16 protein-coding genes and 1 pseudogene are annotated in these 24,232 nt (G+C 63.1%); 9 read left to right on the forward strand and 8 right to left on the reverse strand.

What is annotated here, in order from left to right; translation table 11 throughout:
• Positions 1 to 3: 3 nt before the first annotated feature.
• Together metH and GSQ88_RS01385 are read left to right on the forward strand one after the other, a co-directional pair.
• A complete protein-coding gene (gene metH, locus GSQ88_RS01380; RefSeq protein WP_159005466.1) occupies positions 4 to 3,891 on the forward strand; it encodes a methionine synthase in 3,888 nt (1,295 codons plus the stop codon).
• 891 nt (positions 3,892 to 4,782) lie between these two features.
• Entirely contained in the window at positions 4,783 to 5,208 is a 426-nt protein-coding gene (locus GSQ88_RS01385; protein WP_159005468.1) for a DUF6636 domain-containing protein, read from the forward strand.
• 200 nt (positions 5,209 to 5,408) lie between these two features.
• Here GSQ88_RS01385 and GSQ88_RS01390 read toward each other — a convergent pair.
• The 8 genes and pseudogenes from GSQ88_RS01390 to GSQ88_RS01425 form a co-directional block, all read right to left on the reverse strand.
• Positions 5,409 to 6,001, reverse strand: a pseudogene (locus GSQ88_RS01390) (GNAT family N-acetyltransferase).
• A complete protein-coding gene (gene glpK, locus GSQ88_RS01395) occupies positions 5,998 to 7,506 on the reverse strand; it encodes a glycerol kinase GlpK (protein ID WP_159005470.1) in 1,509 nt (502 codons plus the stop codon). Before glpK ends, GSQ88_RS01390 begins: the two are co-directional and overlap by 4 nt.
• Positions 7,507 to 7,787: 281 nt before the next feature.
• Complete coding sequence (locus GSQ88_RS01400) at positions 7,788 to 8,561, reverse strand: SDR family NAD(P)-dependent oxidoreductase (protein ID WP_174247890.1); 774 nt, start codon at positions 8,559 to 8,561, stop codon at positions 7,788 to 7,790.
• A 163-nt stretch (positions 8,562 to 8,724) separates the two neighbouring features.
• A complete protein-coding gene (gene pimD, locus GSQ88_RS01405) occupies positions 8,725 to 9,867 on the reverse strand; it encodes a pimeloyl-CoA dehydrogenase small subunit (protein ID WP_159005473.1) in 1,143 nt (380 codons plus the stop codon).
• A 145-nt stretch (positions 9,868 to 10,012) separates the two neighbouring features.
• Positions 10,013 to 11,203, reverse strand: coding sequence for a pimeloyl-CoA dehydrogenase large subunit (pimC, locus tag GSQ88_RS01410; RefSeq protein WP_159005475.1), 1,191 nt, complete (start codon positions 11,201 to 11,203; stop codon positions 10,013 to 10,015).
• A 191-nt stretch (positions 11,204 to 11,394) separates the two neighbouring features.
• Entirely contained in the window at positions 11,395 to 12,582 is a 1,188-nt protein-coding gene (locus GSQ88_RS01415; protein WP_159005477.1) for an acetyl-CoA C-acyltransferase, read from the reverse strand.
• A complete protein-coding gene (gene pimA / locus GSQ88_RS01420; protein ID WP_159005479.1) occupies positions 12,579 to 14,273 on the reverse strand; it encodes a dicarboxylate--CoA ligase PimA in 1,695 nt (564 codons plus the stop codon). The genes GSQ88_RS01415 and pimA overlap by 4 nt, the downstream gene beginning before the upstream one ends.
• Before the next feature lie 172 nt (positions 14,274 to 14,445).
• Positions 14,446 to 16,539 (reverse strand): 3-hydroxyacyl-CoA dehydrogenase NAD-binding domain-containing protein, encoded by a 2,094-nt coding sequence (locus GSQ88_RS01425; RefSeq protein WP_159005481.1) that lies wholly within the window; start codon positions 16,537 to 16,539, stop codon positions 14,446 to 14,448.
• A gap of 132 nt (positions 16,540 to 16,671) precedes the next feature.
• Here GSQ88_RS01425 and GSQ88_RS01430 point away from each other — a divergent pair, with 132 nt between their 5' ends.
• The 7 genes from GSQ88_RS01430 to GSQ88_RS01460 all read left to right on the forward strand — a co-directional run bounded on the left by GSQ88_RS01430 (position 16,672) and on the right by GSQ88_RS01460 (position 24,115).
• The gene (locus GSQ88_RS01430) at positions 16,672 to 17,538 is read left to right on the forward strand and encodes an IclR family transcriptional regulator (protein ID WP_174247892.1); all 867 of its coding nucleotides are present in this window, start codon (positions 16,672 to 16,674) and stop codon (positions 17,536 to 17,538) included.
• A 69-nt stretch (positions 17,539 to 17,607) separates the two neighbouring features.
• A complete protein-coding gene (locus GSQ88_RS01435; protein ID WP_159005483.1) occupies positions 17,608 to 18,417 on the forward strand; it encodes an ABC transporter ATP-binding protein in 810 nt (269 codons plus the stop codon).
• Complete coding sequence (locus tag GSQ88_RS01440) at positions 18,414 to 19,127, forward strand: ABC transporter ATP-binding protein (protein ID WP_159005484.1); 714 nt, start codon at positions 18,414 to 18,416, stop codon at positions 19,125 to 19,127. Before GSQ88_RS01435 ends, GSQ88_RS01440 begins: the two co-directional genes overlap by 4 nt.
• Before the next feature lie 12 nt (positions 19,128 to 19,139).
• Entirely contained in the window at positions 19,140 to 20,018 is an 879-nt protein-coding gene (locus GSQ88_RS01445; protein WP_159005485.1) for a branched-chain amino acid ABC transporter permease, read from the forward strand.
• A 1-nt stretch (position 20,019) separates the two neighbouring features.
• Positions 20,020 to 21,066 (forward strand): branched-chain amino acid ABC transporter permease, encoded by a 1,047-nt coding sequence (locus GSQ88_RS01450; RefSeq protein ID WP_159005487.1) that lies wholly within the window; start codon positions 20,020 to 20,022, stop codon positions 21,064 to 21,066.
• Positions 21,067 to 21,253: 187 nt separating this feature from the next.
• Positions 21,254 to 22,486 carry an ABC transporter substrate-binding protein gene (locus GSQ88_RS01455; protein WP_159005592.1) on the forward strand — a complete coding sequence of 411 codons (1,233 nt, stop codon included), beginning with the start codon at positions 21,254 to 21,256 and terminating at the stop codon, positions 22,484 to 22,486.
• 399 nt (positions 22,487 to 22,885) lie between these two features.
• Complete coding sequence (locus GSQ88_RS01460; protein ID WP_159005488.1) at positions 22,886 to 24,115, forward strand: ABC transporter substrate-binding protein; 1,230 nt, start codon at positions 22,886 to 22,888, stop codon at positions 24,113 to 24,115.
• The last annotated feature ends 117 nt before the right edge of the window (positions 24,116 to 24,232 follow it).

The raw sequence follows: 24,232 nt of genomic DNA on the forward strand, positions 1-24,232 counted from the left end.
TCGATGAGTATTGCTGTTTCCCCGAAGCGAACCGCTTTGCTCGCGGCCGCCCGCGAACGTATCCTGGTGCTCGACGGCGCCATGGGCACCATGATCCAGGGCCTCGAATATGACGAAGCCGCGTTTCGCGGCGAACGCTTCAAGGATTTCCACCGCGACGTCCGCGGCAACAACGACCTCTTGATCCTGACCCAACCTGACGCGATCGAGGACATCCACGCGCAATATCTGCGCGCCGGCGCCGACATCGTCGCCACCAACACCTTCTCCTCGACCTCGATCGCGCAAGCCGATTACGAGATGTCGGACCTCGCCTACGAACTCAACCTCGACGGCGCCAAACTCGCGCGCGCCGCCGCCGAGCGCGTCAGCGCCGAGGACGGCAAGCCGCGTTTCGTCGCCGGCGCGCTGGGCCCGACCAACCGCACCGCCTCGATCTCGCCAGACGTATCGAACCCCGGCTATCGCGCCGTCACCTTTGACGATCTGCGCAAGGCCTATGGCGAGCAGATCAACGGCCTGCTCGACGGCGGCGCTGATCTCTTGCTGGTCGAAACCATTTTCGACACCTTGAACGCCAAGGCGGCGCTGTACGCGATCGCCGAGATCACCGAGGCGCGCGGCATCGACGTGCCCATGATGATCTCCGGCACCATCACCGACAAATCCGGCCGCCTGCTGTCGGGACAATTGCCGGAAGCCTTCTGGAATTCGGTGCGCCACGCCAGGCCCGCCACCATCGGCTTCAACTGCGCGCTCGGCGCCGAGGACCTGCGCGCCCATATCGCCGATATCGGCCGCGTCGCCGATACGCTGGTGTGCGCCTACCCGAACGCCGGCCTGCCCAACGAATTCGGCCAGTACGACGAGAGCCCGGAATACATGGCGCGGCTGATCGGCGAATTCGCCAGCGCCGGCCTCGTCAATATCGTCGGCGGCTGCTGCGGCACCACGCCCGATCATATCGCGGCGATCGCGACCGCGGTCGCCCCCCACAGGCCACGCGTCATCCCCGAGATCGAACCGCGGCTGCGGCTGTCTGGTTTGGAGCCGTTCGAGCTGACGCCCGCTATTCCCTTTGTCAATATCGGCGAACGCACCAACGTCACGGGATCGGCGCGTTTCCGCAAACTCGTCACCGCCGGCGACTACACCGCGGCACTTCAGGTCGCGCGCGACCAGGTCGAGAACGGCGCCCAGATCATCGACGTCAACATGGACGAGGGCTTGCTGGACTCCGAAGCCGCGATGGTGACCTTCCTCAATCTGGTCGCCGCCGAGCCCGACATCGCCCGCGTCCCCGTGATGGTGGACTCCTCGAAATTCGCCGTGATCGAAGCCGGCCTGAAATGCGTTCAGGGCAAGCCGGTGGTCAATTCGATCTCGATGAAGGAAGGCGAGGCGAAATTCATCCACGAGGCCCAGATCGCGCGGCGTCATGGCGCGGCCGTGGTGGTGATGGCGTTCGACGAAGCAGGACAAGCCGACACGTTCGCGCGCAAGACCGAAATCTGCAAGCGCGCCTACGATATCCTGGTCGGGCAGCTGAATTTTCCGCCCGAGGACATCATCTTCGATCCGAATATCTTCGCGATCGCGACCGGGCTCGAGGAGCACAACAATTACGGCGTCGACTTCATCGAGGCGACGCGCTGGATTCGCCAGAACCTGCCGCATGCGCATATTTCCGGCGGCGTTTCCAACCTGTCGTTCTCGTTCCGCGGCAATGAGCCGGTGCGCGAAGCGATGCATTCGGTGTTCCTGTATCATGCCATCAAAGCCGGCATGGATATGGGCATCGTCAATGCCGGGCAGATGGTCGTCTATGACGACATCGATCCCGAGCTGCGCCAGACCTGCGAAGACGTCATCCTCAACCGCGATCCCGGCGCTTCCGAGCGCCTGCTGCAACTGGCGGAAAAATTCCGCGGCAAGGAGAAGCAGACCCGGGAACAGGACCTGGCCTGGCGCGAATGGCCGGTCGAGAAGCGGCTTTCGCATGCGCTGGTGCACGGCATCACGGAATTCATCGAGGCGGATACCGAGGCCGCGCGGCTGACCGTCGAGCGTCCGCTCCACGTCATCGAGGGACCGCTGATGGCCGGCATGAACATCGTCGGCGATCTCTTTGGCGACGGCAAAATGTTCCTGCCGCAGGTCGTCAAATCCGCGCGGGTGATGAAGCAGGCGGTGGCCTATCTGATGCCGTTCATGGAGGAGGAAAAGGCCCGCAACCTCGCCGCGGGCATTGAAGGCAATGCCCGCAAGAACGCCGGCAAGATCGTGCTCGCGACCGTCAAGGGCGACGTCCACGACATCGGCAAGAACATCGTCGGCATCGTGCTGCAATGTAACAATTTCGAGGTGATCGACCTCGGCGTCATGGTGCCCGCCGCAAAAATTATCGAGACCGCCAAGGCCGAGGGCGCCGACATCATCGGCCTGTCCGGCCTGATCACGCCGTCGCTCGACGAGATGAGTTTCCTCGCCGGCGAACTGGAGCGCCAGGGCATGAGCGTGCCGCTGCTGATCGGCGGCGCCACCACCAGCCGGGTGCATACCGCCGTCAAGATCGACCCGAATTATCGCGGCGGACCGGTGGTGCATGTCAACGACGCCAGCCGCGCGGTCGGCGTCGCCTCGTCGCTGCTGTCGCCGGAGCGACGCGAAGCTTACGCGGCCGAAGTGCGTGCCGATTACGCCAAGATCTCCGCGGCGCATTTCCGCGCCCAGGCCGACAAGAAGCGTCTGAAGCTTAACGTCGCCCGCGCCAACGCGATGAAGATCGATTTTACGAAACTGCCGCCGAAGAAGCCGAGCTTCTTCGGCATCAAGAGCTTTCGCGATTACGACCTGGCGGAGTTGGCCGAATACATCGACTGGACGCCGTTCTTCCAGACCTGGGAACTGACCGGAAGATTCCCGGCGATCCTTAGCGATCCCAAGGTCGGGGAAGCCGCGCGCGCACTCTATGACGACGCCCGCAAGATGCTGGCGCTGATCGTGAAGGAGAACTGGTTCAAGGCGCAGGCTACCATCGGCTTCTGGCCGGCCAACGCCGATGGCGACGACATCGCGGTCTATGCCGACGATACGCGCCAGACGCAGATCGCGACGTTCCACACCTTGCGCCAGCAACTCGAGAAACGCGAAGGCCGTTTCAACGCCGCGCTGTCGGATTTCATCGCGCCGGTTAAGTCGGGCGTGCCGGATTATATCGGCGCGTTCGTGGTCACCGCGGGCATCGGCGAAGACGTGATCGCCGATCGCTTCAAGCACGCCAATGACGATTACTCCTCGATCCTGTGCAAGGCGCTGGCCGATCGTCTCGCGGAGGCCTTTGCCGAGCGCATGCACGCCCGCGTGCGCCGCGAATTCTGGGGCTACGCGCCGGACGAGACCACGCTGCCGGACCAATTGATCCTCGAGCAATATGCCGGCATCCGGCCGGCACCCGGCTATCCCGCGCAGCCCGACCACACCGAAAAGGCGACGCTGTTCGCGCTGCTCGACGCCGAGGCCACCGCCGGCGTCAAGCTGACCGAGAGCTATGCGATGTGGCCGGGCTCGTCGGTGTCGGGGCTCTATTTCAGTCATCCGGAAAGCTATTATTTCGGCGTCGGCAAGATCGAACGCGACCAGGTCGAGGACTACGCCGCGCGCAAGGGCCTGAGCATAGCTGAGACCGAACGCTGGCTGGCGCCGGTGCTGAACTACATTCCAGCGCAGGACCGTCAGCCACAGGACCGCGCGGTGCGCGAGGCGATGCCGACGGTGCCGCCGAAATCCGAGCCCGCCAACGATGCAGCGCCCGAAGAAGTCGCCTCGCATCCGCCCGGCTGCAATTGCGCGGTGCATCTGGCCTACCGGAAGAAGACGGCACGGGCGTAGTCGCTTCACCCTCCCCTGGAGGGGGAGGGTCGGCTCGCATTGAGCGCAGCGAAATGCGAGACGGGGTGGGGTGGCGACGTAACGCACGAAGCGCCGCTATTCCAACTCGCCCCACCCCACCCCGCCGCTTCGCGTCGACCCTCCCCCTCCAGGGGAGGGTAAGAAAAACACAACTCCGCGATCTCGCGACACACTGCGCCCGAGTTTTGCAAATTCATCGGCCCTCCAAAAAAGAGGGCGCAGGCGACCCTCAAGAGAGGGCGCAGGGAAGACCGGGTGCGCGCTGCACCCGCGGTCTCATGTGCAAATGGAGATAGCAAAACGCACATGAGCATACAGGTTCAGCGGAAACACTCCGGCCTTCCCTGCGCAATAGTTTTACAGCTTATATCGTACTCTCCCCGGCGAGACCTTGGCTTGTTTGTCACCGTCATTCCCAAGAAGCGTGAGCTCCTTGCGAATTTGACACCGGCCATTGGGGCGTCAGGACCACACGACTTTGCCGTCCGCGAACGCTTGCGATCGTCTTTCGCAAACTCCGCGTCCATCGCATCCAACCCGCGCGTTTCGTGACGTGCGCAACGCCCCTCTCGTCGGGTGGGACGCACGTAATACGCAACTGAGTTGGGTCAAAAACCAAGCGGAATATTTTTTACGAAGGGGCTGGACAGGATTCCGCGTGCGAAGGTGATTTGCCCGTCGGGCAAAAATCAGCGCAGCCGTCATCCTGAGGTGCGCGCTTTTGCGCGCCTCGAAGGATGCTGTTCAGCACGGTGCTTGCGGCCATCCCGGGGATAACGGTTCCATTAGCTCGCGGCCTATCCACTTGGATTCTGACGGAATGTGATTCACCCCACAGTCGTCCGCGTCAAAATCCCCTATGCAATCCGCATGAAAAATCACCTTGCACCGCTCCTCTTCGCATTCATCCTGTCGCTCGCCGGTGCCGCCGCCGCGCACGCCGAGGACGAGATCCCCGGCTTCCAATCGCCGTCGAAAAACATCGCCTGCATGTATTCCGAGTATGACGGACACAAGTCGCTTCGCTGCGATGTCGGCGACAAGTCCTGGCGACTGCCGAAGCCGGCGAGTTGCGAACAGGAGTGGGGCAACTCCTTCGAGGTCGACGCCAAAGGCCCGGCCGGCCCCAGTTGCACCGGCGACACCCAGATCGGCCAGCCGCTACGGGTATTGCCCTACGGCGAAGTCTGGCAGCGCGGCGGCATCACCTGCAAATCGGAAGAAGCCGGTGTCACCTGCTTCAATGCGGATCGGCGCGGGTTCGCGTTGTCGCGGTCGAAGCAGGAGGTGTTTTGAAATCAGACTTATCGTTCGTCATTGCGAGGAGCACTTGCGACGAAGCAATCCAGCTCTCGCTTGTGATGCTGGATTGCTTCGTCGCTCCGCTCCTCGCAATGACGGACCCAAAAGCAAGACGTGGATCACCGGGGTAAGCCCGGTGATGACGGTGACTTCGTTGCACCAATCTCATTGCTAGAGCATCGAGCCCCCGCCGCTCACCTGATCATCGGCACATGGCTGCGGCGGTCCGTGGGACGGCGCCGTCGAGGCGCGGGTCGTTGTCGATTTCGACCTGGCGCCGGAACGGACGAAAGCCCGCGCGTTGATAGAAGGCCAGCGCCGCCGGATGATCGAGCGTGCAGGTGTGCAGCCAGACGCGCGTGACCTGCGGCGACCACGCGAGCTCCAGCGTGCGGTTCATCATCCAGCTGCCGGCGCCGCTACCGATCAGTTTTGCCGTCACACCGAAGGAAACGATTTCGCATTGACCTGGAACGCGAAAATCGAGCTCAACCAGGCCTTCGTCGTGGCCATCTTGCGCCAGCGCATATACCCCGACCAGGGGCGATTGAATGATCGCCAGCAGTCCGGCATCCGGCATTCCCGCACGCGACAGCCAGAGCCACTTCTCACCGACGCGGCGATAGAGATCGCGAAACCAGTCGAGGCCTGGCGTCTCGACCTTGCGCAAGGTCCGGGGGCCCGCACGCTCCCGAACAGGGTCTGCGCGCTCGGTCATCTCCAGGTGCGTGATGACGGTGACGATCTTGCCGGCGGGAATGTCGAAAGTGCCGTCGGTTAAGGTCATCTACCCTCCCCCTCATCGCTCGCCAGCACGCCCTTCACAGCCCGCGCCCAGCCGGCCAGCTTTCGCTCGCGCGTGGCCTGGCTCATGTTGGGCTTGAAGCGATGCTCCAGTCGCCAGTTGTCGGCGAATTTTGACGGCTCGGGATAGACGCCGGCGGCGAGACCCGCGAGGTAGGCGGCGCCGAGGGCCGTGGTTTCCTGGATCATCGGACGATCGACCGGGGCGTCGAGCAGGTCGGCGAGGCGCTGCATGGTCCAGTCCGACGCGGCCATGCCGCCGTCGACCCGCAGCACGATGTTGGCGGCCTTGGCGCCGGGCCAGTCGGCGCGCATCGCGGCCCATAGATCAAAGGTCTGGTAGCAGACGCTTTCGAGCGCGGCATGCGCGAACTCTGCCGGTCCGGTGTTGCGGGTCAGCCCGAACAGCGCGCCGCGCACGCGGGGATTCCAGTAGGGCGCGCCGAGGCCGACAAAGGCCGGCACCAGATACACGCTTTGGGTGGAATCGGACTGGTCGGCGAGCGGGCCGGTTTCGGAAGCGTGCTTGATGATGCCGAGGCCGTCGCGCAGCCATTGCACCGACGAGCCCGCGACGAAGATCGAGCCTTCGAGGGCGTAGGTGCGCTGTCCGTTCAACTGGTAGGCAATCGTGGTCAAGAGCTTGTTCTTGGAGGCCACCGGCGTGGTGCCGGTGTTGAGCAAAGCAAAGCAGCCGGTGCCGTAGGTCGACTTGATCATGCCGGGTGAAAAACAGGCCTGCCCGATGGTCGCGGCCTGCTGGTCGCCGGCGATGCCGGAGATCGCGATCGCGCCGCCGAACAACTCCGGTACGCTCTCGCCGAAATGGTGCGAGGAATCCTTGACCTCCGGCAGCATCGAGCGCGGCACCCGCAGGATCTTCAACAGCTCGTCATCCCATTGGCCAGTGTGGATGTTGAACAGCAGCGTGCGCGAGGCGTTGGTGGCGTCGGTGGCGTGCACCTTGCCGCCGGAGAGCCGCCACAACAGATAGCAATCGACGGTGCCGAACATCAGTTCGCCGCGCTCGGCCCGCGCCCGCGCGCCGGGGACGTGATCGAGGATCCAGGCGACCTTGGTGCCGGAGAAATACGGATCGATGATCAGGCCGGTTTTGGCCGAGATCGCCGGCTCGTGGCCTTCGGCTTTCAGCTTGGCGCAGATGTCCGCGGTGCGGCGGTCCTGCCAGACGATGGCGCGATGCACGGCCCGGCCGGTGGCGCGGTCCCAGACCACAGTGGTTTCGCGCTGGTTGGTGATGCCGATCGCGGCGATGTCTTTCGCGGTGACGCCGGCCTTCTTCAGCGCCTCGCGGCAGACCGCGACCGTCGAGGTCCAGATGTCCTCCGGCTCATGCTCGACCCAGCCCGAGGCCGGAAAATGCTGCGGGAATTCCTGTTGCGCGGTGGCCGCGATCGAAATGTCGCTGCGAAACACGATGGCGCGCGAGGACGTGGTGCCCTGATCGATGGCCAGCACAAAGGACATGATGGTGGTTCCTGGCGTTGCTTCCCGGAGGATTTATTGAGGCGGTGTTGTGCGAAGGCAAGCGGATTGGAGAAGGTTCGTCAATATCGGACGCGCGGCGCGCACGGTGCGCTCCCCTCCCCCTTGCGGGGAGGGGTCGGGGGTGGGGTCAACGGGCAAGGCCTACTTGAGCGCAGCGCGACTCAAAAGATACATTTGGATTCGAGTCGGTACGAAGTTTCGATTCTCCGTGCGTGGAGACCCCCACCCCCGACCCCTCCCCGCAAGGGGGAGGGGAGAAATCACACCGACGCGGTCGTGACGCCGCCGTCGACGACGATGGTCTGGCCGGTCATGAAGCTCGAGGCGTCCGAAGACAGGTAGGCGACCGCGCCGGCGATTTCGTCGGGTTCGCCGATCCGGCGCAGCGGTGTGGTGGCGCAGCGGCGTTTCAATCGCTCTTCGTCTTCCCACAGCGCACGGGCGAAATCGGTCTTGACCAGGCCGGGTGCCACGCAATTGACGCGCACGCCCTTGGGGCCCCATTCGCCGGCGAGGCTGCGGCACAGCGAGAAATCCGCGGCCTTGGAAATCCCGTAGGCGCCGATCACGGTCGAGCCGCGCAAGCCGCCGATCGAGGAGACGATCACCACCGAGCCGGTGCCGCGTTCCGCCATTTGCGGGATCGCCTGCGCGCACAGCCAGATGTTGCTCTTGACGTTACTGCCCATGATCTTGTCGAAGGCCTCATCGGTGATGTCGAGCAGCGGGCCGTAATAGGGATTGACCGCGGCGTTGCAGACCAGGATGTCGACCTTGCCGTAATGTTTGGTCGCGCCCGCGATCAGCGCCTGCACGTCGGCCTGCCGCGAGATGTTGCAGGGGATCACATGGGCGTCGCCGCCGGATTTCCTGATGCCGTCGGCGACGACCTCGCAGGCATCGGCCTTGCGGCTGGAGATCACCACCTTGGCGCCGAGTTTTGCCAGCAACTCCGCCGAAGAACGGCCGATGCCGCGGCTCGAGCCGGTGATGACCGCGACTTTTCCAGTGAGATCGAACGGGGTGTTTTTCACGACGGGTGCTCCGTTTTTTGTTTTGATCGTCCGTTGTTTTTCTCTCGTCATGCCCGGCCTTGTGCCGGGCATCCACGTCTTTCTTTGGCGCCAAAGACGTGGATGGCCGGGACGAGCCCGGCCATGACGGTTATGGTGATTCGGCGCCGTGCGTCACCGTTGGCTACACCAGCCCGCCGGCGTCGGTGACGCGACGCAGGTGATAATCGGTATCGCCAAACGTGTTCTCGATCATGGTCAGCCGCTTGAAGTAGTGGCCGATCTTGGCTTCCTGGGTCATGCCGATGCCGCCATGGAGCTGGATCGACTGCTGACCAACGAATTTTGCCGATTTGCCGATCTGCACCTTCGCCGCCGCGACCGCGGTGGCGCGCTCCCGCGCGTTGTCGAACTCGGACGCCATGGTCGCAAACATCGACATCGAGCGGGCCTGCTCGACCGCGACGAACATGTCGGCGGCGCGATGCTGCAAGGTCTGGAAGCTGCCGATCGCCACGCCGAATTGCTTTCGCGTTTTGAGATATTCGACGGTGGATTTCAGCGATTCATCCATCGCGCCGACCGCCTCGGCACAGAGCGCACAGCGGGCCTCATCGACCACGCGCTCGATCAGCGGCAGGCCGTTCTCGGGATCGCCGATCGCAGCGTCGCTGCCGACCTCGACACCGGTCAACGTAATGTCGGCGGCATGCAGGCCGTCCTGGGTGGGATAGCCTTTCCGGGCGATGCCCTTGGCGTTGCCGGGCACCAGGAACACGCCGATGCCGCTGGAATCGCGCTGGCCGCCTTTGGTGCGCGCGGTGACCACCAGCACGTCGGCGCTCTCGCCGTTGAGCACGACGAATTTCTCGCCGTCGATCACCCAGCCGTCGCCCTTTCTCTTGGCGGTGGTCGAGACATCGCCGAGGTCGTAGCGCGAATTCTTTTCGAGCTGCGCAAAGGCAAAGGTCTTGCTGCCGTCGATGATGCCGGGAATGTAAGCTGCCTTCTGCTCGGCCGAGCCGCCATGGCGCAGGAAACCACCGCCAAGGATCACGGTTGCCAGATACGGCTCCAGCACCAGCGCCTTGCCGAGCGCCTCCATCACGATCATGGTCTCGACGCCGCCGGCGCCGAAGCCGCCATCGTCCTCGGAGAACGGCAGGCCCAGCAGGCCCTGTTCGGCGAGCTTGCCCCAGAGCGTTTTGCTCCAGCCGCCCTTCTCCGCCATGTATTTCTTGCGTTGATCGAAATCGTAGGAATCGGTCAACAGCCCGTCGACGCTCTCCTTGAGAAGCCGCTGCTCCTCGGACAAATCAAAATCCATGTTGTTACTTCTCCCCGACTATCTAAAATTTTCTCGTCATGGCCGGGCTTGTCCCGGCCATCCACGTCTTGACGCAAAGCAAGACGTGGATGCCCGGCACAAGGCCGGGCATGACGAACAGGTGCGTGGTCGCTTCAGGCGACAATCACAACCCCAGCACCGCCTTGGTGATGATGTTGCGCTGGATCTCGTTGGAGCCGCCGTAGATCGAAACCTTGCGGTTGTTGAAATAGCTCGGCGCGATCTGCGCGGTCCAGTCCATCGATTCGTTCGAGCCCTCGTCGCCATGCTCGTCGAACGGGGCCGCGAACGGGCCGATCACTTCCATCAAAAGTTCGGTGGTGGCCTGCTGGATTTCCGAGCCCTTGATCTTGAGCACTGAAGAAGCCGGGTTGGGCTTGCCCTTGCCGTGCTTGCCTTCGTCGGCGACGACGCGCAACTGGGTCAATTCGAGCGCCTTCAGCTCGATCTCGACCGCGGCGAGCTTTTCGCGGAAACCCTGGTCCTGCATCACCGGCTTGCCGCCGGATTCCACCTTGGACGCGAGGTCCTTGATGCGGCGGATCCGTTCCTTGGAGACGCCGACCCGGGCGATGCCGGTACGCTCATTGCCGAGCAGGAATTTGGCGTAATCCCAGCCCTTGTTTTCCTCGCCGATCAAATTCTCGACCGGCACCTCGACGTCGTCGAAGAACACTTCGTTGACCTCAACGCCGCCGTCGATGGTCTGGATCGGCCGCACCGTGACGCCCTTCGACTTCATGTCGAACACGATGAAGGAGATACCCATCTGCTTCTTCGCGCTAGTATCGGTGCGGCACAGGCAGAAGATCATGTCGGCGTATTGCGCCAGCGTGGTCCAGGTCTTCTGGCCGTTGATGATGTATTTGTCGCCCTTGCGCTCGGCCTTGGTTTTCAGCGAGGCCAGATCGGATCCCGAACCCGGCTCGGAGAAGCCCTGGCACCACCAGTCGTCGACACTGGCGATCCGCGGCAGGTACTGCTTTTTCTGGGTCTCGTTGCCGAAGGTGTAGATGACAGGGCCGACCATGCTGACGCCAAAGGCGAGCGGTGCCGGCGCCGGATGCATCTGCAATTCCTCATTGAAGATGTAGTGCTGCACGGAGGTCCAGCCGGTGCCGCCATATTCCTTGGGCCAGTGCGAGACGCCCCAGCCCTTCTTGTTGAGGATGCGCCACCAGGTGACCATCTCGTCCTTGGAGAGATGACGCCCCTCCTGCAATTTCTGCCGCGTCGCCGGCGGCACGTTATCCCGAAAGAAGGTCCGCACCTCTTCGCGAAACGCCACTTCGTCCTTGCTGAAGCTGAGATCCATCGGATCCTCCTAGAGTGAATTAATTTTCTTTCGTCGTCCCGGCGAACGCCGGGACCCATAACCCCTGGCGTTCGCGGAAAGTAAAAGGCCTCAAACACATTGCCTAAACGCAGACTCCGCGCCGTATGGGTCCCGGCTCAAGGCCGGGACGACGATTGTTGATGCCCGGCCTTCGCCGGAATGACAGCGCTTTACTGCAACACCTCGAACAAACCCGCCGCGCCCATGCCGCCGCCGACGCACATGGTGACGACCGCGTATTTCGCCTTGCGGCGGCGGCCTTCGATCAGCGCGTGACCGGTCAGCCGCGCGCCCGACATGCCGTAGGGGTGGCCGACCGAAATGGCGCCGCCATCGACGTTGATCTTCTCCGGATCGATGCCGAGCTTGTCGCGGCAATACAGCACCTGCACCGCGAAGGCTTCGTTCAGCTCCCACAGATCGATGTCGTCGATCTTCAGGCCATGACGCTTGAGCAGGCGCGGCACCGCGAACACCGGGCCGATGCCCATTTCGTCGGGCTCGCAGCCGGCGGAAACAAAACCGCGGAAGATGCCGAGCGGCTGCAAGCCGCGCTTCGAGGCTTCCTTGTCGCTCATGATCACCGAGGCGCTGGCGCCGTCCGACAACTGGCTGGCATTGCCCGCGGTAATGGTGAAGCCGTCGCCACGCACCGGCTTCAGGCCGGCGAGGCCTTCGGCGGTGGTCTCGGGACGCGGGCCCTCGTCCTTGGACAGCGTGATGTCCTTGAAGGAAACTTCGCCGGTGGCCTTGTCGGTGACGCCCATCTTGGTGGTGATCGGGGCCAGTTCGTCGTTGAACTTGCCGCCCTGTTGGGCTGCCGCGGTGCGGCGCTGGCTCTCCAGCGAATATTCGTCCTGGCGCTCGCGCGAAATGCCGTAGCGCTTGGACACGATTTCGGCGGTGTCGATCATCGGCATGTAGACATCGCCCTTGATCAGCAGGAGCGCCGGATCCTGGGTGTGGAACTTGTTGGCGTGATCGTTCTGCACCAGGCTGATCGATTCGCCGCCGCCGCCGACCGCGATCTCGACGCCGTCGAAGATCACCGAACGCGCCGCGAGCGCGATCGCCTGCAAGCCCGAGGCGCATTGCCGGTCGATGGTGGTGCCGCCGACCGTGACGGGAAGCCCTGCGCGCAACAACGCCTTGCGGGCGATGTTGCCGCCGGTCGATCCCTGCTGGAGGGCCGCGCCCATCACCACGTCTTCGACTTCCTTGGGATCGACCTTGGCGCGGGCGACCGCCTCGCCGATGGCATGGCCCAACAACGTGGCACCTTCGGTGGCGTTGAGCGCGCCGCGATAGGCCTTGCCGATCGGGGTGCGGGCGGTGGAAACGATAACGGCGTCGGTCATAGGCGACCTCCTGTTGCGAGTTGTTGTTGGGGTTGGACGGATGGCGGTGTTGGTTTCTGCTGGCTGCGCAGTTCGTGGCGCGACAGCTTGCCGACCGGGGTGCGCGGCAATTCGTCGACGAAATCGAGCGCCGCCGGAATTTCGTGCTTGCCGAGCTTGCCGGTGAGGAAAGCCTTGAGTTCTTCCAGCGCGAACGGTTGTGCGCCGGCGCGCAATTTGACGAAGGCCTTGGCCGCCTCACCGCGGTAATCGTCGGGAATGCCGATCACGATCACCTCTTGCACCGCCGGGTGGGTGTAGATCGCCTGCTCAATCATCTGCGGATAAACATTGAAGCCGCCGGAGATGATCATGTCCTTCTTGCGATCGACCAGGAAGAAATAGCCGTCGGCATCCATGTAGCCGATATCGCCGGTGAGGAAGCGGTCGCCGACAAAGGCCTCCGCGGTTTCCTTCGCCCGGTTCCAGTAGCCCTTGGTCACGTTCGGACCACGAATCCGGATTTCACCGACCTCGCCCACCGGCATGATTTGCTTCGGGTCGTCCAGCGAGACCACGTCGAGTTCGATGCCGGGCAGCATCAGCCCGATCGAGCCCGGTTTGTCCGGGCCTTCCGCCGGATGACCGGTGCCGGGCGAGCAGGTCTCGGTCATGCCCCAGCCGCTCTTGAGCTTCATCTTGGTCTTGCGCTCGAAGATGCGTGCGACTTCCACCGGCAGCGGCGCGCCGCCCGATCCGGCAAGCGCCAGCGAGGAAAGGTCGCGGCTTTCGAGATCCGGCAGGGCCGCGATCGCGATCCACATCGTGGGAACGCCGGGGAAGGCGGTCGCGCGCTTGACCTCGATGTCGCGCATCACCGCCTCGACCTCGAAGCGCTGGTGCAGCGAGATCAGGTCGCCGGCCTCGAGACTCCGCAGCAGGATCACGGTCAGCGCATAGATATGAAACAGCGGCAGCACGCAGATCACGCGCTCGATCGTGTTGCGCTCGGCGCGGCTCTTCTTGCCCCAGACGTCGTAGATCGACACCGCCGCCGTCAGATTGCCATGGCTGAGCATCGCGCCTTTGGGCAGTCCGGTGGTGCCGCCGGTATATTGCAGCAGCGCGACGTCATCGACATCGATCGCCGGCCATCGCTCCGGCTTGGCCGCGCCCGCGGCGAATTGGCTGAAGGTCACGATCGCGGGATTATCCGGCAGCGCCGTTTGTGGCGTGCCGACCTTGCCCCAATGGTCGTCCTCGCACACGATCAGCCGGTCGAGCAGGCCCTTGTCGAGGAACTTTAAGGCCGTCGGCAGCAGCCCCGAGAGATTGGAAGTGACCAGCACGCGCGCGCCGGAATCCGACAGCTTGTGCGACAGCGCGATCTCGCCGTCGAGCGGCGACAGATGCACCACGCGCGCACCGGCCTTCAGCGCACCGAAGAAATTGACCGGATGATCCGGCGTGTTGCCGAGAAACAGCGCGACCGATTGGTCCCGGCCATAGCCGGCGCGCAGCAAGGCCGCCGCCGCGGTCTCGGCCAAAGCGGCCAGTTCGCCGTAGCTGATCGCCCGGTCGCGAAATTCAATCGCCGGCCGCGCGGCGTAGGACGCTGCCGCGGTCGACAGCAGATCCGGCAGCGTCCCGCGCGCGATCGCATCGTCCCAACGGACGCCTTCCGGATAGAACTGTTCGCCGGGATGGGTCATGGATGATCTTCACACAGTGAGGCGAGCGCGGCGTTGTGTACTCCCCTCCCCCTTGCGGGGAGGGGTCGGGGGTGGGGGTCTCCAAGCACTGAGCTTGTGGTACCCCCCACCCCGACCCTCCCCCGCAAGGGGGGAGGGAGCAGAGAGACCGCGCCCATCGCGCTAACTTCCATCAAGCCGCCTTCGACTGCGCCAGCGATGCGAACGTCTTGCCTTCGGCGGCGAGGCTCTTGAGCAATGGTGCGGGCTCGAGGCTCGGGTCGTTGGTTTCCTTGGCGTAGAACGACAGCCGGTCGGCGATGTGCTTGAGGCCGACCTGGTCGGCGTAGAACATCGGGCCGCCGCGGTAGATCGGCCAGCCGTAACCATAGAGCCAGATCACGTCGATATCGCTCGGCCGCGCCGCGATCTTCTCTTCAAGAATGCGCGCGCCCTCGTTGATCATCGGATACATCATGCGCTCGAGGATCTCGTCGTCGGAGACTGTGCGCTTCTTGCGGCCGAGCCGCAGCAAGGTCTCGTCGATCAGCTTCTCGACCTCCGGATCAGGCAGCGGCGAGCGCGAGCCCGCTTCATATTTGTAGTAGCCCTTGCCGGTCTTCTGGCCGAAGCGGCCGGCTTCGCACAAAGCGTCGGCGATTTCCGACTTGATGCCGCGATCCTTGCGCGAGCGCCAGCCGATATCGAGACCGGCGAGATCGCCCATCGCGAACGGGCCCATCGGCATGCCGAATTTCGTCACCACGGCATCGACCTGCTGCGGCAACGCGCCTTCGAACAACAGCTTCTCGGCCTGCTTGCCGCGCTGCGCCAGCATCCGGTTGCCGACGAAACCATCGCAAACCCCGACCACCGCCGGCACTTTTGCAATTTTGCGCGCCACGGCGACCGCCGTCGTCAGCGCATCCGGCGCGGTCTTATCGGCGCGCACGATCTCGCACAGCTTCATCACATTGGCCGGCGAAAAGAAGTGCATGCCGAGCACGTCCTGCGGACGGCTGGTCACCTTGGCGATCTCGTCGATATTCAGGTAGGACGTGTTGGAGGCCAGCACGGCGCCGGGCTTGGCGTATTTGTCCAGCGCGGTGAACACTTCCTTCTTGATCGCCATGGTCTCGAACACGGCTTCGATCACCAGGTCAGCGTCCTTGACGTTCTCTAATCCGACCACGCCGGTGATCAGGCCCATGCGCTTGGCCGGCGCATCCGCCGGGATGCCGCCGCGCGCCGCGGTGGCTTCGTAATTCTTCTGCATCACGCCCATGCCGCGCTTGAGCTGCTCCTCGCCGGTCTCAATCAGCGTCACCGGAATACCGGCATTGGCGAACGACATCGCGATACCGCCGCCCATGGTGCCGGCGCCGATGATGGCGACCCGCGCGACGTTGCGCGGCCTTGTTCCCTCGGGAACGCCCGCGACCTTGGCGGCTTCTCGCTCCGAGAAGAATGCGTAACGCTGCGCCTTCGACTGATCGCTCGCGACCAGCTTGAGGAAGCCTTCGCGCTCCTTCTTCAGCCCTTCATCGAACGGCAGGTCGATCGCGGCGCCGACCGCGTCGGCCGCGGCAAACGGCGCTTCCAGTCCGCGCGCGCGCTTGGTCATGGCGGCCACCGCATTGGTGAAGATCGAGCGGTCGGCCTTGGCGGCAGCGAGCTTGGAATTGTCGTCGCGCAGTTTGCGCAGCGGGCGCTTCTCGGCCAGCACCTTGCGGGCAAATGCCTCGCCGCCGGAGGCCGGACCTTCGACGATTTCCTCGATCAGGCCATTCTTGAGCGCCTCCGCGGCGCCGATCGGATCGCCGCCGACGATCATCTTGACCGCGAGCTCAGGCCCGACCGCGCGCGGCAAACGCTGCGTGCCGCCGGCGCCCGGCAACAGGCCGAGCTTTACCTCGGGCAGGCCGAGCTTCGCCTCTTTGGTCGCCACGCGGAAATGACAGGCCAGCGCCACTTCGAGGCCGCCGCCGAGCGCGGTACCGTGGATCGCGGCAATGATCGGCTTCGGGGAATTTTCCATCTCGGTCAGCACTTCGTGCAGACCCGGAGACTTTGGCGGCTTGCCGAATTCGGTGATGTCGGCACCGGCGATGAAGGTGCGGCCGGCACAGGTCAAAACGATCGCCTTGACTTCGTGATCGGCGATCGCGGCCTTCATGCATTCCAGGATACCGCCCCGCACCGCGGCGCTCAGCGCGTTCACCGGAGGGCTGTCGACCGTGACGATGGCAATCGCGTCATGACGTTCAAGCTTGACCACTTCGCTCACGATACTCTCCTTGGATGATCTTGTTCTTGATCTATTTCGATCGATTTCGCACTGCGGAATTTAATTCCACATCTTGACATGGAGGGTTATTTTGAAGCACGTCGCTTGTCAACGAAGTCCGCATGGCAGGAAATGAAGCGTCCAGGCAAGAGAGTGGCGACCGATCGCAGCTTCGTCGTCGCGCTTTCCCGCGGCCTTGATGTGTTGCGCGCATTTCATCCCAACGACGGGCTTCTTGGCAATCAAGAGATCGCGGCCCGTACCAACTTGCCAAAGCCGACCGTTTCCCGGCTGACCTATACTTTGACCAAGCTCGGTTATCTTACACCGGTTCCACGGTTCGAGAAGTATCAACTGGCGCCATCAGCGATGTCGCTGGGGTATGCCGCGCTTGCAAACCTCGGCGTTCGGCATTTGTCCGAATCCTACCGGGATCAGGTCATGCGCGCGACCGGCGGCGCCGTCGCGGTCGGGGGCCGCGACCGCCTCAGCATGATTTATTTCGGCCAAAGCCGCAGCGAGCTGACACTGGGCGTTCAACTGGACGTCGGCTCGCGAATTCCGATTGCAACCACCGCGATGGGCCGGGCGTTTATTTGGGCATTGCCGAACGAGGAGCGTGCCTCATTATTGCGCGAACTGCGTGAGCACTATGGCAGCCGCTGGCCGCGGATGCGCGACGGCATCGAGCGCTCCGGCGAAACCGTGGCGAAATACGGCTTTGCGATCTCGGCCGGCGAGTGGCAGGACGACGTCGCCGCCGTCGGCGTCGCTCTGAAGCTCACCGACGGAACGGGACCCTACGCCTTCAATTGTGGCGCACCGGCATTCCGTTTTACGGAAGATCGATTGCGCGGCGATATTGGACCTCGCCTCGTGGCGATGGTAAGGAACATCGAAGCGGCGCTGGGCAGCGTGCCGGCACAATCAAAAAAACCAGAAAACAAAAAGGTTAAAGCAGGAGGGAAGGTTGCACGTGTGGTCGAGGGGATCAGATAACCAGCATCGTGATGACCGGCGAACGGGTTTGCGCGGTCATTGCCGCCGAGCATCGTTGGGCGGCACGCCATGATGCAGGCACAGCTCGCGCAGGTACCGGCCGGATCGGCCGCTCCCCTGCTCGCGGTTCGCGACGTCAGCGTCGTGTTCGGCGGCATCGTCGCGTTGAACGGCGTGTCCTTTGACATGCACCAGGGCCAGATTCTCGGCCTGATCGGGCCGAACGGCGCCGGCAAGACCACCCTCTTTAATTGCCTCTCCAGGCTCTACCAGCCGAGCGCCGGCGACATCCTGATGGACGGCGAGAGCATCCTGAAGCGACCGCCGCACCGGATCGCCGAAATCGGCATCGGCCGCACCTTCCAGAACGTCGCGTTGTTCGCCAATCTGTCGGTGCTCGACAACGTCCGGGTCGGCACCCACGCCCGCACCAACAGCGACATCGTCAGCGACTCGCTGCGACTGCCCTGGGTGCGTCGCGGCGAGGCCAACCTCAACAAGCACGTGCACGAGATCCTCGGCTATCTCGACCTCGAGGACGTCGCCCATGTCACGGTTTCAGGCCTGCCGTTCGGCACCCAGAAGCGCGTCGAACTGGCGCGCGCGCTGGCGGCCGATCCCAAGATCCTGCTGCTCGACGAACCGGCCGGCGGCCTCAACCATGAGGAAGTCTATGTGCTCGGCGACCTCATTCGCAAAATTCGCGACGAGCGCAAGATGACGGTGCTGCTGGTCGAGCATCACATGGGCCTCGTGATGTCGATCGCCGACCATGTGGTGGCGTTGAACTTCGGCAAGAAGCTCGCCGAGGGAACGCCGGCGCAGGTGCAATCCGACCCCGCCGTCATCAAGGCCTATCTGGGGAGCAAGGACCAATGACGGCGATGCTCAACGTCAGGGATCTGCGCGCCTATTACGGCCAGGTCCAGGCGCTTCACGGCCTCGAATTCGACCTCAACGAGGGCAGCCTGACCACGCTGCTCGGCGCCAACGGCGCCGGCAAGACCACCACCCTGCGCGCGATCTGCAACATGGTGCGCTCGACCGGCTCGATCGAATTCGAGGGCAAGCCGCTGTCAGGGCGTTCGACCGAAAACATCGTGCGGCTGGGGATTGCCCATGTGCCGCAGGGCCGTGGCACCTTCACCACCATGACGGTCGAGGAAAACCTGCAGCTCGGCGCCATCACGCGGAAAGATTCCGCTGCGATCGTGTCCGACATCGAGCGCATGTACGACCATTTTCCGGTGCTCAAGCAGCGCCACACCCAGCAGGCCGGCACGCTCTCGGGCGGCGAACAGCAGATGCTCGCGGTCGCCCGCGCGCTGATGCTGCGCCCCCGGCTGATGTTGCTCGACGAACCGTCATTCGGCCTCGCGCCGCTGATCGTCCGCGACCTGTTCCGCATCCTCAGCAAGATCAACCGCGAGGACAAGGTCTCGATCCTGGTGGTGGAACAGAACGCGCAACTGGCGCTGGAGCTTGCCGACAAGGCCTATGTCATCGAGACTGGCCGCATCGTGATGTCGGGCAGCGCCAGCGAAATAGCGAACAACGAAGACGTCCGTAAATCCTATCTGGGTTATTGAGAGAACGCGGTCATGGAGCTCTTTACCAACCAAGTCCTGGCTGGCATCGCCACCGGCGCGATCTATGCCTGCATGGCGCTCGCCGTGGTCATGATCTACCAGGCGATCGATCATCTCAATTTCGCGCAAGGCGAAATGGCGATGTTCTCGACCTTCATCGCCTGGCAGTTGATGCAATGGGGGGTACCCTATTGGGGCGCCTTCTTGCTTACGCTGGCATTTTCCTTCGCCGGCGGCATCGCGATCGAGCGGCTGTTGTTCAAGCCGCTGGCGAAAGCGCCGATCCTGACCAACGTCGCCGGCTTCATCGCGCTATATGCCATCATCAACAGCTTCGCCGGCCTGATCTGGGACTTCACGATCAAGCAATTTCCGACCCCGTTCGGCTCCTCGCCGTTTCTCGGCAGCCAGCTGATCTCGACCCATCAGGCCGGCATGATCGGCGTGACGATGATATTGCTCGTCCTGCTGTTCTTCTTCTTCCGCTTCACCCGGATCGGACTTGCGATGCGCGCCGCCGCGGCGATGCCTGAATCGGCCCGGCTGGTCGGCATCAATACCTCATGGATGATCGCGCTCGGCTGGGGCATGGCGGCTGCGATCGGCTCGATCGCCGGCATGATGATCGCGCCTGTGGTGTTCCTCGAGCCGAACATGATGCTGGGTGTCCTGATTTATGGATTTGCCGCCGCCGTGCTCGGCGGCCTGACCAGCCCGTTCGGCGCGGTGGTCGGTGGATTCCTGGTCGGCATCTTCGAAAATCTCGCCGGGACCTACATTCCCGGCATCGGCAATGAATTGAAGCTGCCGATCGCGCTGGCGCTGATCATCGTCGTATTGGTCGTCAAACCGGCGGGCCTGTTCGGCCGGCCCATCGTGAAGCGAGTTTGATATGAGCACAGTCCAGGAAGTCGTCACCGAAGCGCCGGCGATCGAGGCCGTTCCCAAGAAGGCCATGACGCTCGGCTACGGGACATCGTTGGCGGTGCTGGCGCTGCTGATCTTGGTGCCACTGTTCGTCAAGAACTTCATCATCTTCCAGTTGACGATGCTCTTGATCTACGCGCTCGCGGTGATGGCGCTGAACATCCTGACCGGCGGCAGCGGGCAATTCTCGCTGGGCCAAAGCGCGTTCTACGCGGTCGGCGCCTACACCTCGGCGATCCTGATGGAACACGGCAATATCAACTACGCGCTGACCTTGCCGGTCTCCGGCATCGTCTGCTTCGGCTTCGGATATCTGTTCGGCAAGCCGGCGCTGCGGCTGTCCGGCGTCTATCTGGCACTGGCGACCTTTGCTCTCGCCACCGCGATGCCGCAGCTGCTCAAGCTCGGGGTGTTCGAGCCCTGGACCGGCGGCGTGCAGGGCCTGGTGGTGACCAAGCCCGACGCGCCGTCTTTCGTCTCTTCGATATGGTCGGTTTTTTCCGGCCGGGCGATGTCGCAGGACATGTGGCTGTATTACTTCACGCTCGCGGTCTCGATCGGGATCTATGTCGCGTCGGTCAATCTGCTGCGGTCGCGCTCGGGCCGCGCCTTCATGGCGATCCGCGACAACGAGATCGCGGCGTCGGCGATGGGCGTCGATGTCGCGCTGTACAAGACGCTGGCGTTCGGCGTCTCGGCCGGCATCACCGGCGTCGCGGGCGCGCTGGGTGCCATCGCGGTGCAGTTCGTCGCGCCCGACAGCTACACCATCACGCTGGCGATCTCGCTGTTTCTCGGCATGGTGGTCGGCGGCGTCGGATGGTTGCCCGGGTCGATCGTGGGTTCGGCGTTCATCATCTTCGTCCCCAACATCGCGGAGGGAATCTCCAAGGGGCTGTCCGGCGCAGTGTTCGGCATCCTTTTGTTCGTCGTCATCTTCCTGGTGCCGCACGGAGCACGGCAGGTTGCGGTGATTGCCCAGCAATTGATCGGCAAACTCAGGAAGAGCTAGAAACGGCGTTTGCCGTCATCGCGAGCCACCGCGCCGCGCGAGCCAATGGGCCGTGGCAACGCGGGCCTAACGGTTGCTCGCCATGACGAGGACAATTTCGGCGCGGGTTCGGCTCAGAAGTTCTCTTCACGGGCTCGCGACAGACAGCAACGAAGAGAACTTCCGGTCCGTTACCTGAGGAAACATGATGCTATCTCGACAAAAATTACGTATCGCCGCGTTCTCGACGGCGGTCATCGCTTTCGCGGCCACCAGCGGTGGTGCACTCGCCCAAAAGAAATACGACACCGGCGCGACCGATACCGAGATCAAGCTCGGCAATATCATGCCCTATAGCGGTCCGGCGTCGGCCTACGGCGTGATCGGCAAGATCGAAGACGCCTACTTCAAGATGATCAACGAGCAGGGCGGCATCAATGGCCGCAAGATCAATTTCATCAGCTACGACGACAGCTACAGCCCGCCGAAGGCGGTCGAGCAGGCGCGCAAGCTGGTGGAGAGCGACGAAGTCCTGCTGCTGTTCGGCCCGCTCGGCACACCGTCGAACTCGGCGATCCAGAAATACGCCAACTCCAAGAAGGTGCCGCAGCTATTCGTTGCGACCGGCGCCACCAAGTTCGGCGACTACAAGGATTTTCCCTGGACCATGGGCTGGCAGCCGCCCTACCAGAGCGAAGGCCGCATCTACGCGAAATATCTCCTGAAGGAGAAGCCGGACGCCAAGGTCGCGATCATGTACCAGAACGACGATTTCGGTAAGGATCTGCTGAAGGGCCTCAAGGACGGTCTCGGCGACAAGGCGGCGTCGATGATCGTGGCCGAGGAAAGCTACGAGGTTTCCGAGCCGACCATCGACTCCCACATCGTCAAGCTGAAATCCTCCGGCGCCGACGTCTATTTCAGCATGACCACGCCGAAATTCTCCGCCCAGAGCATCAAGAAGGTCGCCGAGATCGGCTGGAAGCCGATGTACTTCCAGAGCAATGTCGGCGCCTCCGTCGGCTCGGTGCTGCAGCCGGCCGGCTTTGAGAACGCACAAGGCATTCTCTCGGCGGCTTACGCCAAGGACGGCGCCGATTCGCAATGGGACAACGACGAGGGCATGAAGAAATTCTACGCCTTCCTCGCCAAATATGCGCCGGAGGCCAACAAGGCCGACGGCTCCGTGGTGTTCGGCTATGGCCAGGCCCAGACCATGGTTCAGGTGCTGAAGCAGGCCGGCGATGACCTGACCCGCGAGAACGTCATGAAGCAGGCCGCGAGCCTCAAGGACTTCACGCCCGACACCTTGCTGCCGGGCGTCAAGATCAATACCAGCGCGACCGATTTCTATCCGGTCGAACAGCTTCAGATGATGCGGTTCAAGGACCAGAAGTGGGAACTGTTCGGCCCCGTCATCAGCGGCGACGTCGGCGGCTAACGCTCACCACTACCCGCTAGAGCGGCTGTGAAGCTAATCTCGTACGTCATCCTGAGGTGCTCGCCGTCTTCGGCGAGCCTCGAAGGATGGCTGCGGGCACAGCGCTGAACAGCATCCTTCGAGACGCGGCCAAAAGGCCGCTCCTCAGGATGACGGTTCCGGTGTGTCCCCGCGAGAGCGGGGCGAGGAGCGAAGGGGCGCCAGCGCTGCTCTCCAGCGGGTTCAAATTAGGTCAGTGACCACGACCTAAACCTCGACTAAATAACGCCCCCTGCGACCTCGTCGCGGGGGGCTTTTTGTTGATGGGGTTCCCGCAAGGGTATTGAATGGCCAGAGGGGCGCAACAAGCGATCCCCGTCAAAAAAATCGACACATCACCGCGATCCCAAGGAGATCAAAATGTCCGCACTCCAGTTGCGAATGGGAGCCGTGTCGGCTGCCCTCGTGATACTTGCTGCCTCCAGCAGCGCATGCCTTGCCCAGAAACATTACGATTCCGGCGCCACCGATACCGAGATCAAGATCGGCAACATCATGCCCTACAGCGGACCTGCGTCCGCCTATGGCGTCATCGGCAGGACCGAGGCGGCGTTCTTCAAGAAGATCAACGATGCCGGCGGCATCAACGGCCGCAAGATCAATTTCGTCAGCTATGACGACGCCTATAGCCCGCCGAAAGCCGTCGAGCAGGCGCGCAAGCTGGTGGAGAGCGACGAGGTGCTCTTGGTGTTCAATTCGCTGGGGACGCCATCGAACTCGGCGATCCAGAAATACATGAACTCCAAGAAGGTGCCGCAACTGTTCGTCGCTACCGGCGCCACCAAATGGAACGACCCGAAGAATTTCCCGTGGACCATGGGATGGCAGCCCAGCTACCAGAGCGAAACGCAGATCTATGCCAAGTACCTTTTGAAGAACAAACCCGACGCCAAGATCGCGGTGCTCTATCAGAACGATGATTACGGCAAGGATTATCTGAAAGGCCTCAAGGACGGCCTCGGCGCCAAAGCGGCCTCGATGATCGTCGCCGAGGAAAGTTACGAAACCACGGAACCCACGATCGACAACCACATCGTCAAACTCAAATCCAGCGGCGCCGACGTCTTCATGGATATCGCGACGCCGAAATTTGCCGCCCAGGCGATCAAGAAGGTCGCCGAGATCGAATGGAAACCGCTGCATCTCCTCAACAACGTCTCGGCATCGGTCGGCAGCGTAATCAAGCCCGCGGGCTACCCAAACGCCCAGGACATCATTTCCGCCAATTATCTGAAGGACGCTTCCGACCCGCAGTGGAACGACGATCCCGGCATGAAGGCGTTCTACGCGTTCATGGCCAAGGATTTCCCGGAAGGCGACAGGCTCGATAATGGCACCGTCGTCGGCTACAGCGTCGCCTCGACGCTGGTCCAGGTGCTGACACAATGCGGCGACGACCTCACCCGCGACAACGTCATGAAGCAGGCGGCCAACCTGAAGAACTTCCGGGTCGAAACGCTGCTGCCCGGCATCAAGATCGATACCAGCGCGACCGATTTCGCCCCGATCTCCTCGCTTCAGCTGATGAAGTTCAAGGGCGAGCGGTGGGAACTGTTCGGTGACGTCATCAGCGCGGATGTCGGCGGCTGACGCTGCCGCCGGTTCGCTTGCCAACGGAGGCCCCCGCAACCGGTTTGCGGGGGTTTTCTTTTGCCGAAATCGGATGGATAACCGCTGTCCCGAGTTTCAATCCCCGAGCTTGTGAAC

Source organism: Bradyrhizobium sp. S69, assembly GCF_009766005.1.
Taxonomy (GTDB): domain Bacteria; phylum Pseudomonadota; class Alphaproteobacteria; order Rhizobiales; family Xanthobacteraceae; genus Bradyrhizobium.

What these genes read in the sequence shown, in the direction of transcription:
- metH (WP_159005466.1), top strand. Translation starts at nt 4, where the DNA reads ATGAGTATTGCTGTTTCCCCGAAGCGAACCGCTTTGCTCGCGGCCGCC.
- GSQ88_RS01385 (WP_159005468.1), top strand. Translation starts at nt 4,783, where the DNA reads ATGAAAAATCACCTTGCACCGCTCCTCTTCGCATTCATCCTGTCGCTC.
- glpK (WP_159005470.1), bottom strand. Translation starts at nt 7,506, where the DNA reads ATGTCCTTTGTGCTGGCCATCGATCAGGGCACCACGTCCTCGCGCGCC.
- pimD (WP_159005473.1), bottom strand. Translation starts at nt 9,867, where the DNA reads ATGGATTTTGATTTGTCCGAGGAGCAGCGGCTTCTCAAGGAGAGCGTC.
- pimC (WP_159005475.1), bottom strand. Translation starts at nt 11,203, where the DNA reads ATGGATCTCAGCTTCAGCAAGGACGAAGTGGCGTTTCGCGAAGAGGTG.
- GSQ88_RS01415 (WP_159005477.1), bottom strand. Translation starts at nt 12,582, where the DNA reads ATGACCGACGCCGTTATCGTTTCCACCGCCCGCACCCCGATCGGCAAG.
- pimA (WP_159005479.1), bottom strand. Translation starts at nt 14,273, where the DNA reads ATGACCCATCCCGGCGAACAGTTCTATCCGGAAGGCGTCCGTTGGGAC.
- GSQ88_RS01430 (WP_174247892.1), top strand. Translation starts at nt 16,672, where the DNA reads ATGAAGCGTCCAGGCAAGAGAGTGGCGACCGATCGCAGCTTCGTCGTC.
- GSQ88_RS01435 (WP_159005483.1), top strand. Translation starts at nt 17,608, where the DNA reads ATGATGCAGGCACAGCTCGCGCAGGTACCGGCCGGATCGGCCGCTCCC.
- GSQ88_RS01440 (WP_159005484.1), top strand. Translation starts at nt 18,414, where the DNA reads ATGACGGCGATGCTCAACGTCAGGGATCTGCGCGCCTATTACGGCCAG.
- GSQ88_RS01445 (WP_159005485.1), top strand. Translation starts at nt 19,140, where the DNA reads ATGGAGCTCTTTACCAACCAAGTCCTGGCTGGCATCGCCACCGGCGCG.
- GSQ88_RS01450 (WP_159005487.1), top strand. Translation starts at nt 20,020, where the DNA reads ATGAGCACAGTCCAGGAAGTCGTCACCGAAGCGCCGGCGATCGAGGCC.
- GSQ88_RS01455 (WP_159005592.1), top strand. Translation starts at nt 21,254, where the DNA reads ATGCTATCTCGACAAAAATTACGTATCGCCGCGTTCTCGACGGCGGTC.
- GSQ88_RS01460 (WP_159005488.1), top strand. Translation starts at nt 22,886, where the DNA reads ATGTCCGCACTCCAGTTGCGAATGGGAGCCGTGTCGGCTGCCCTCGTG.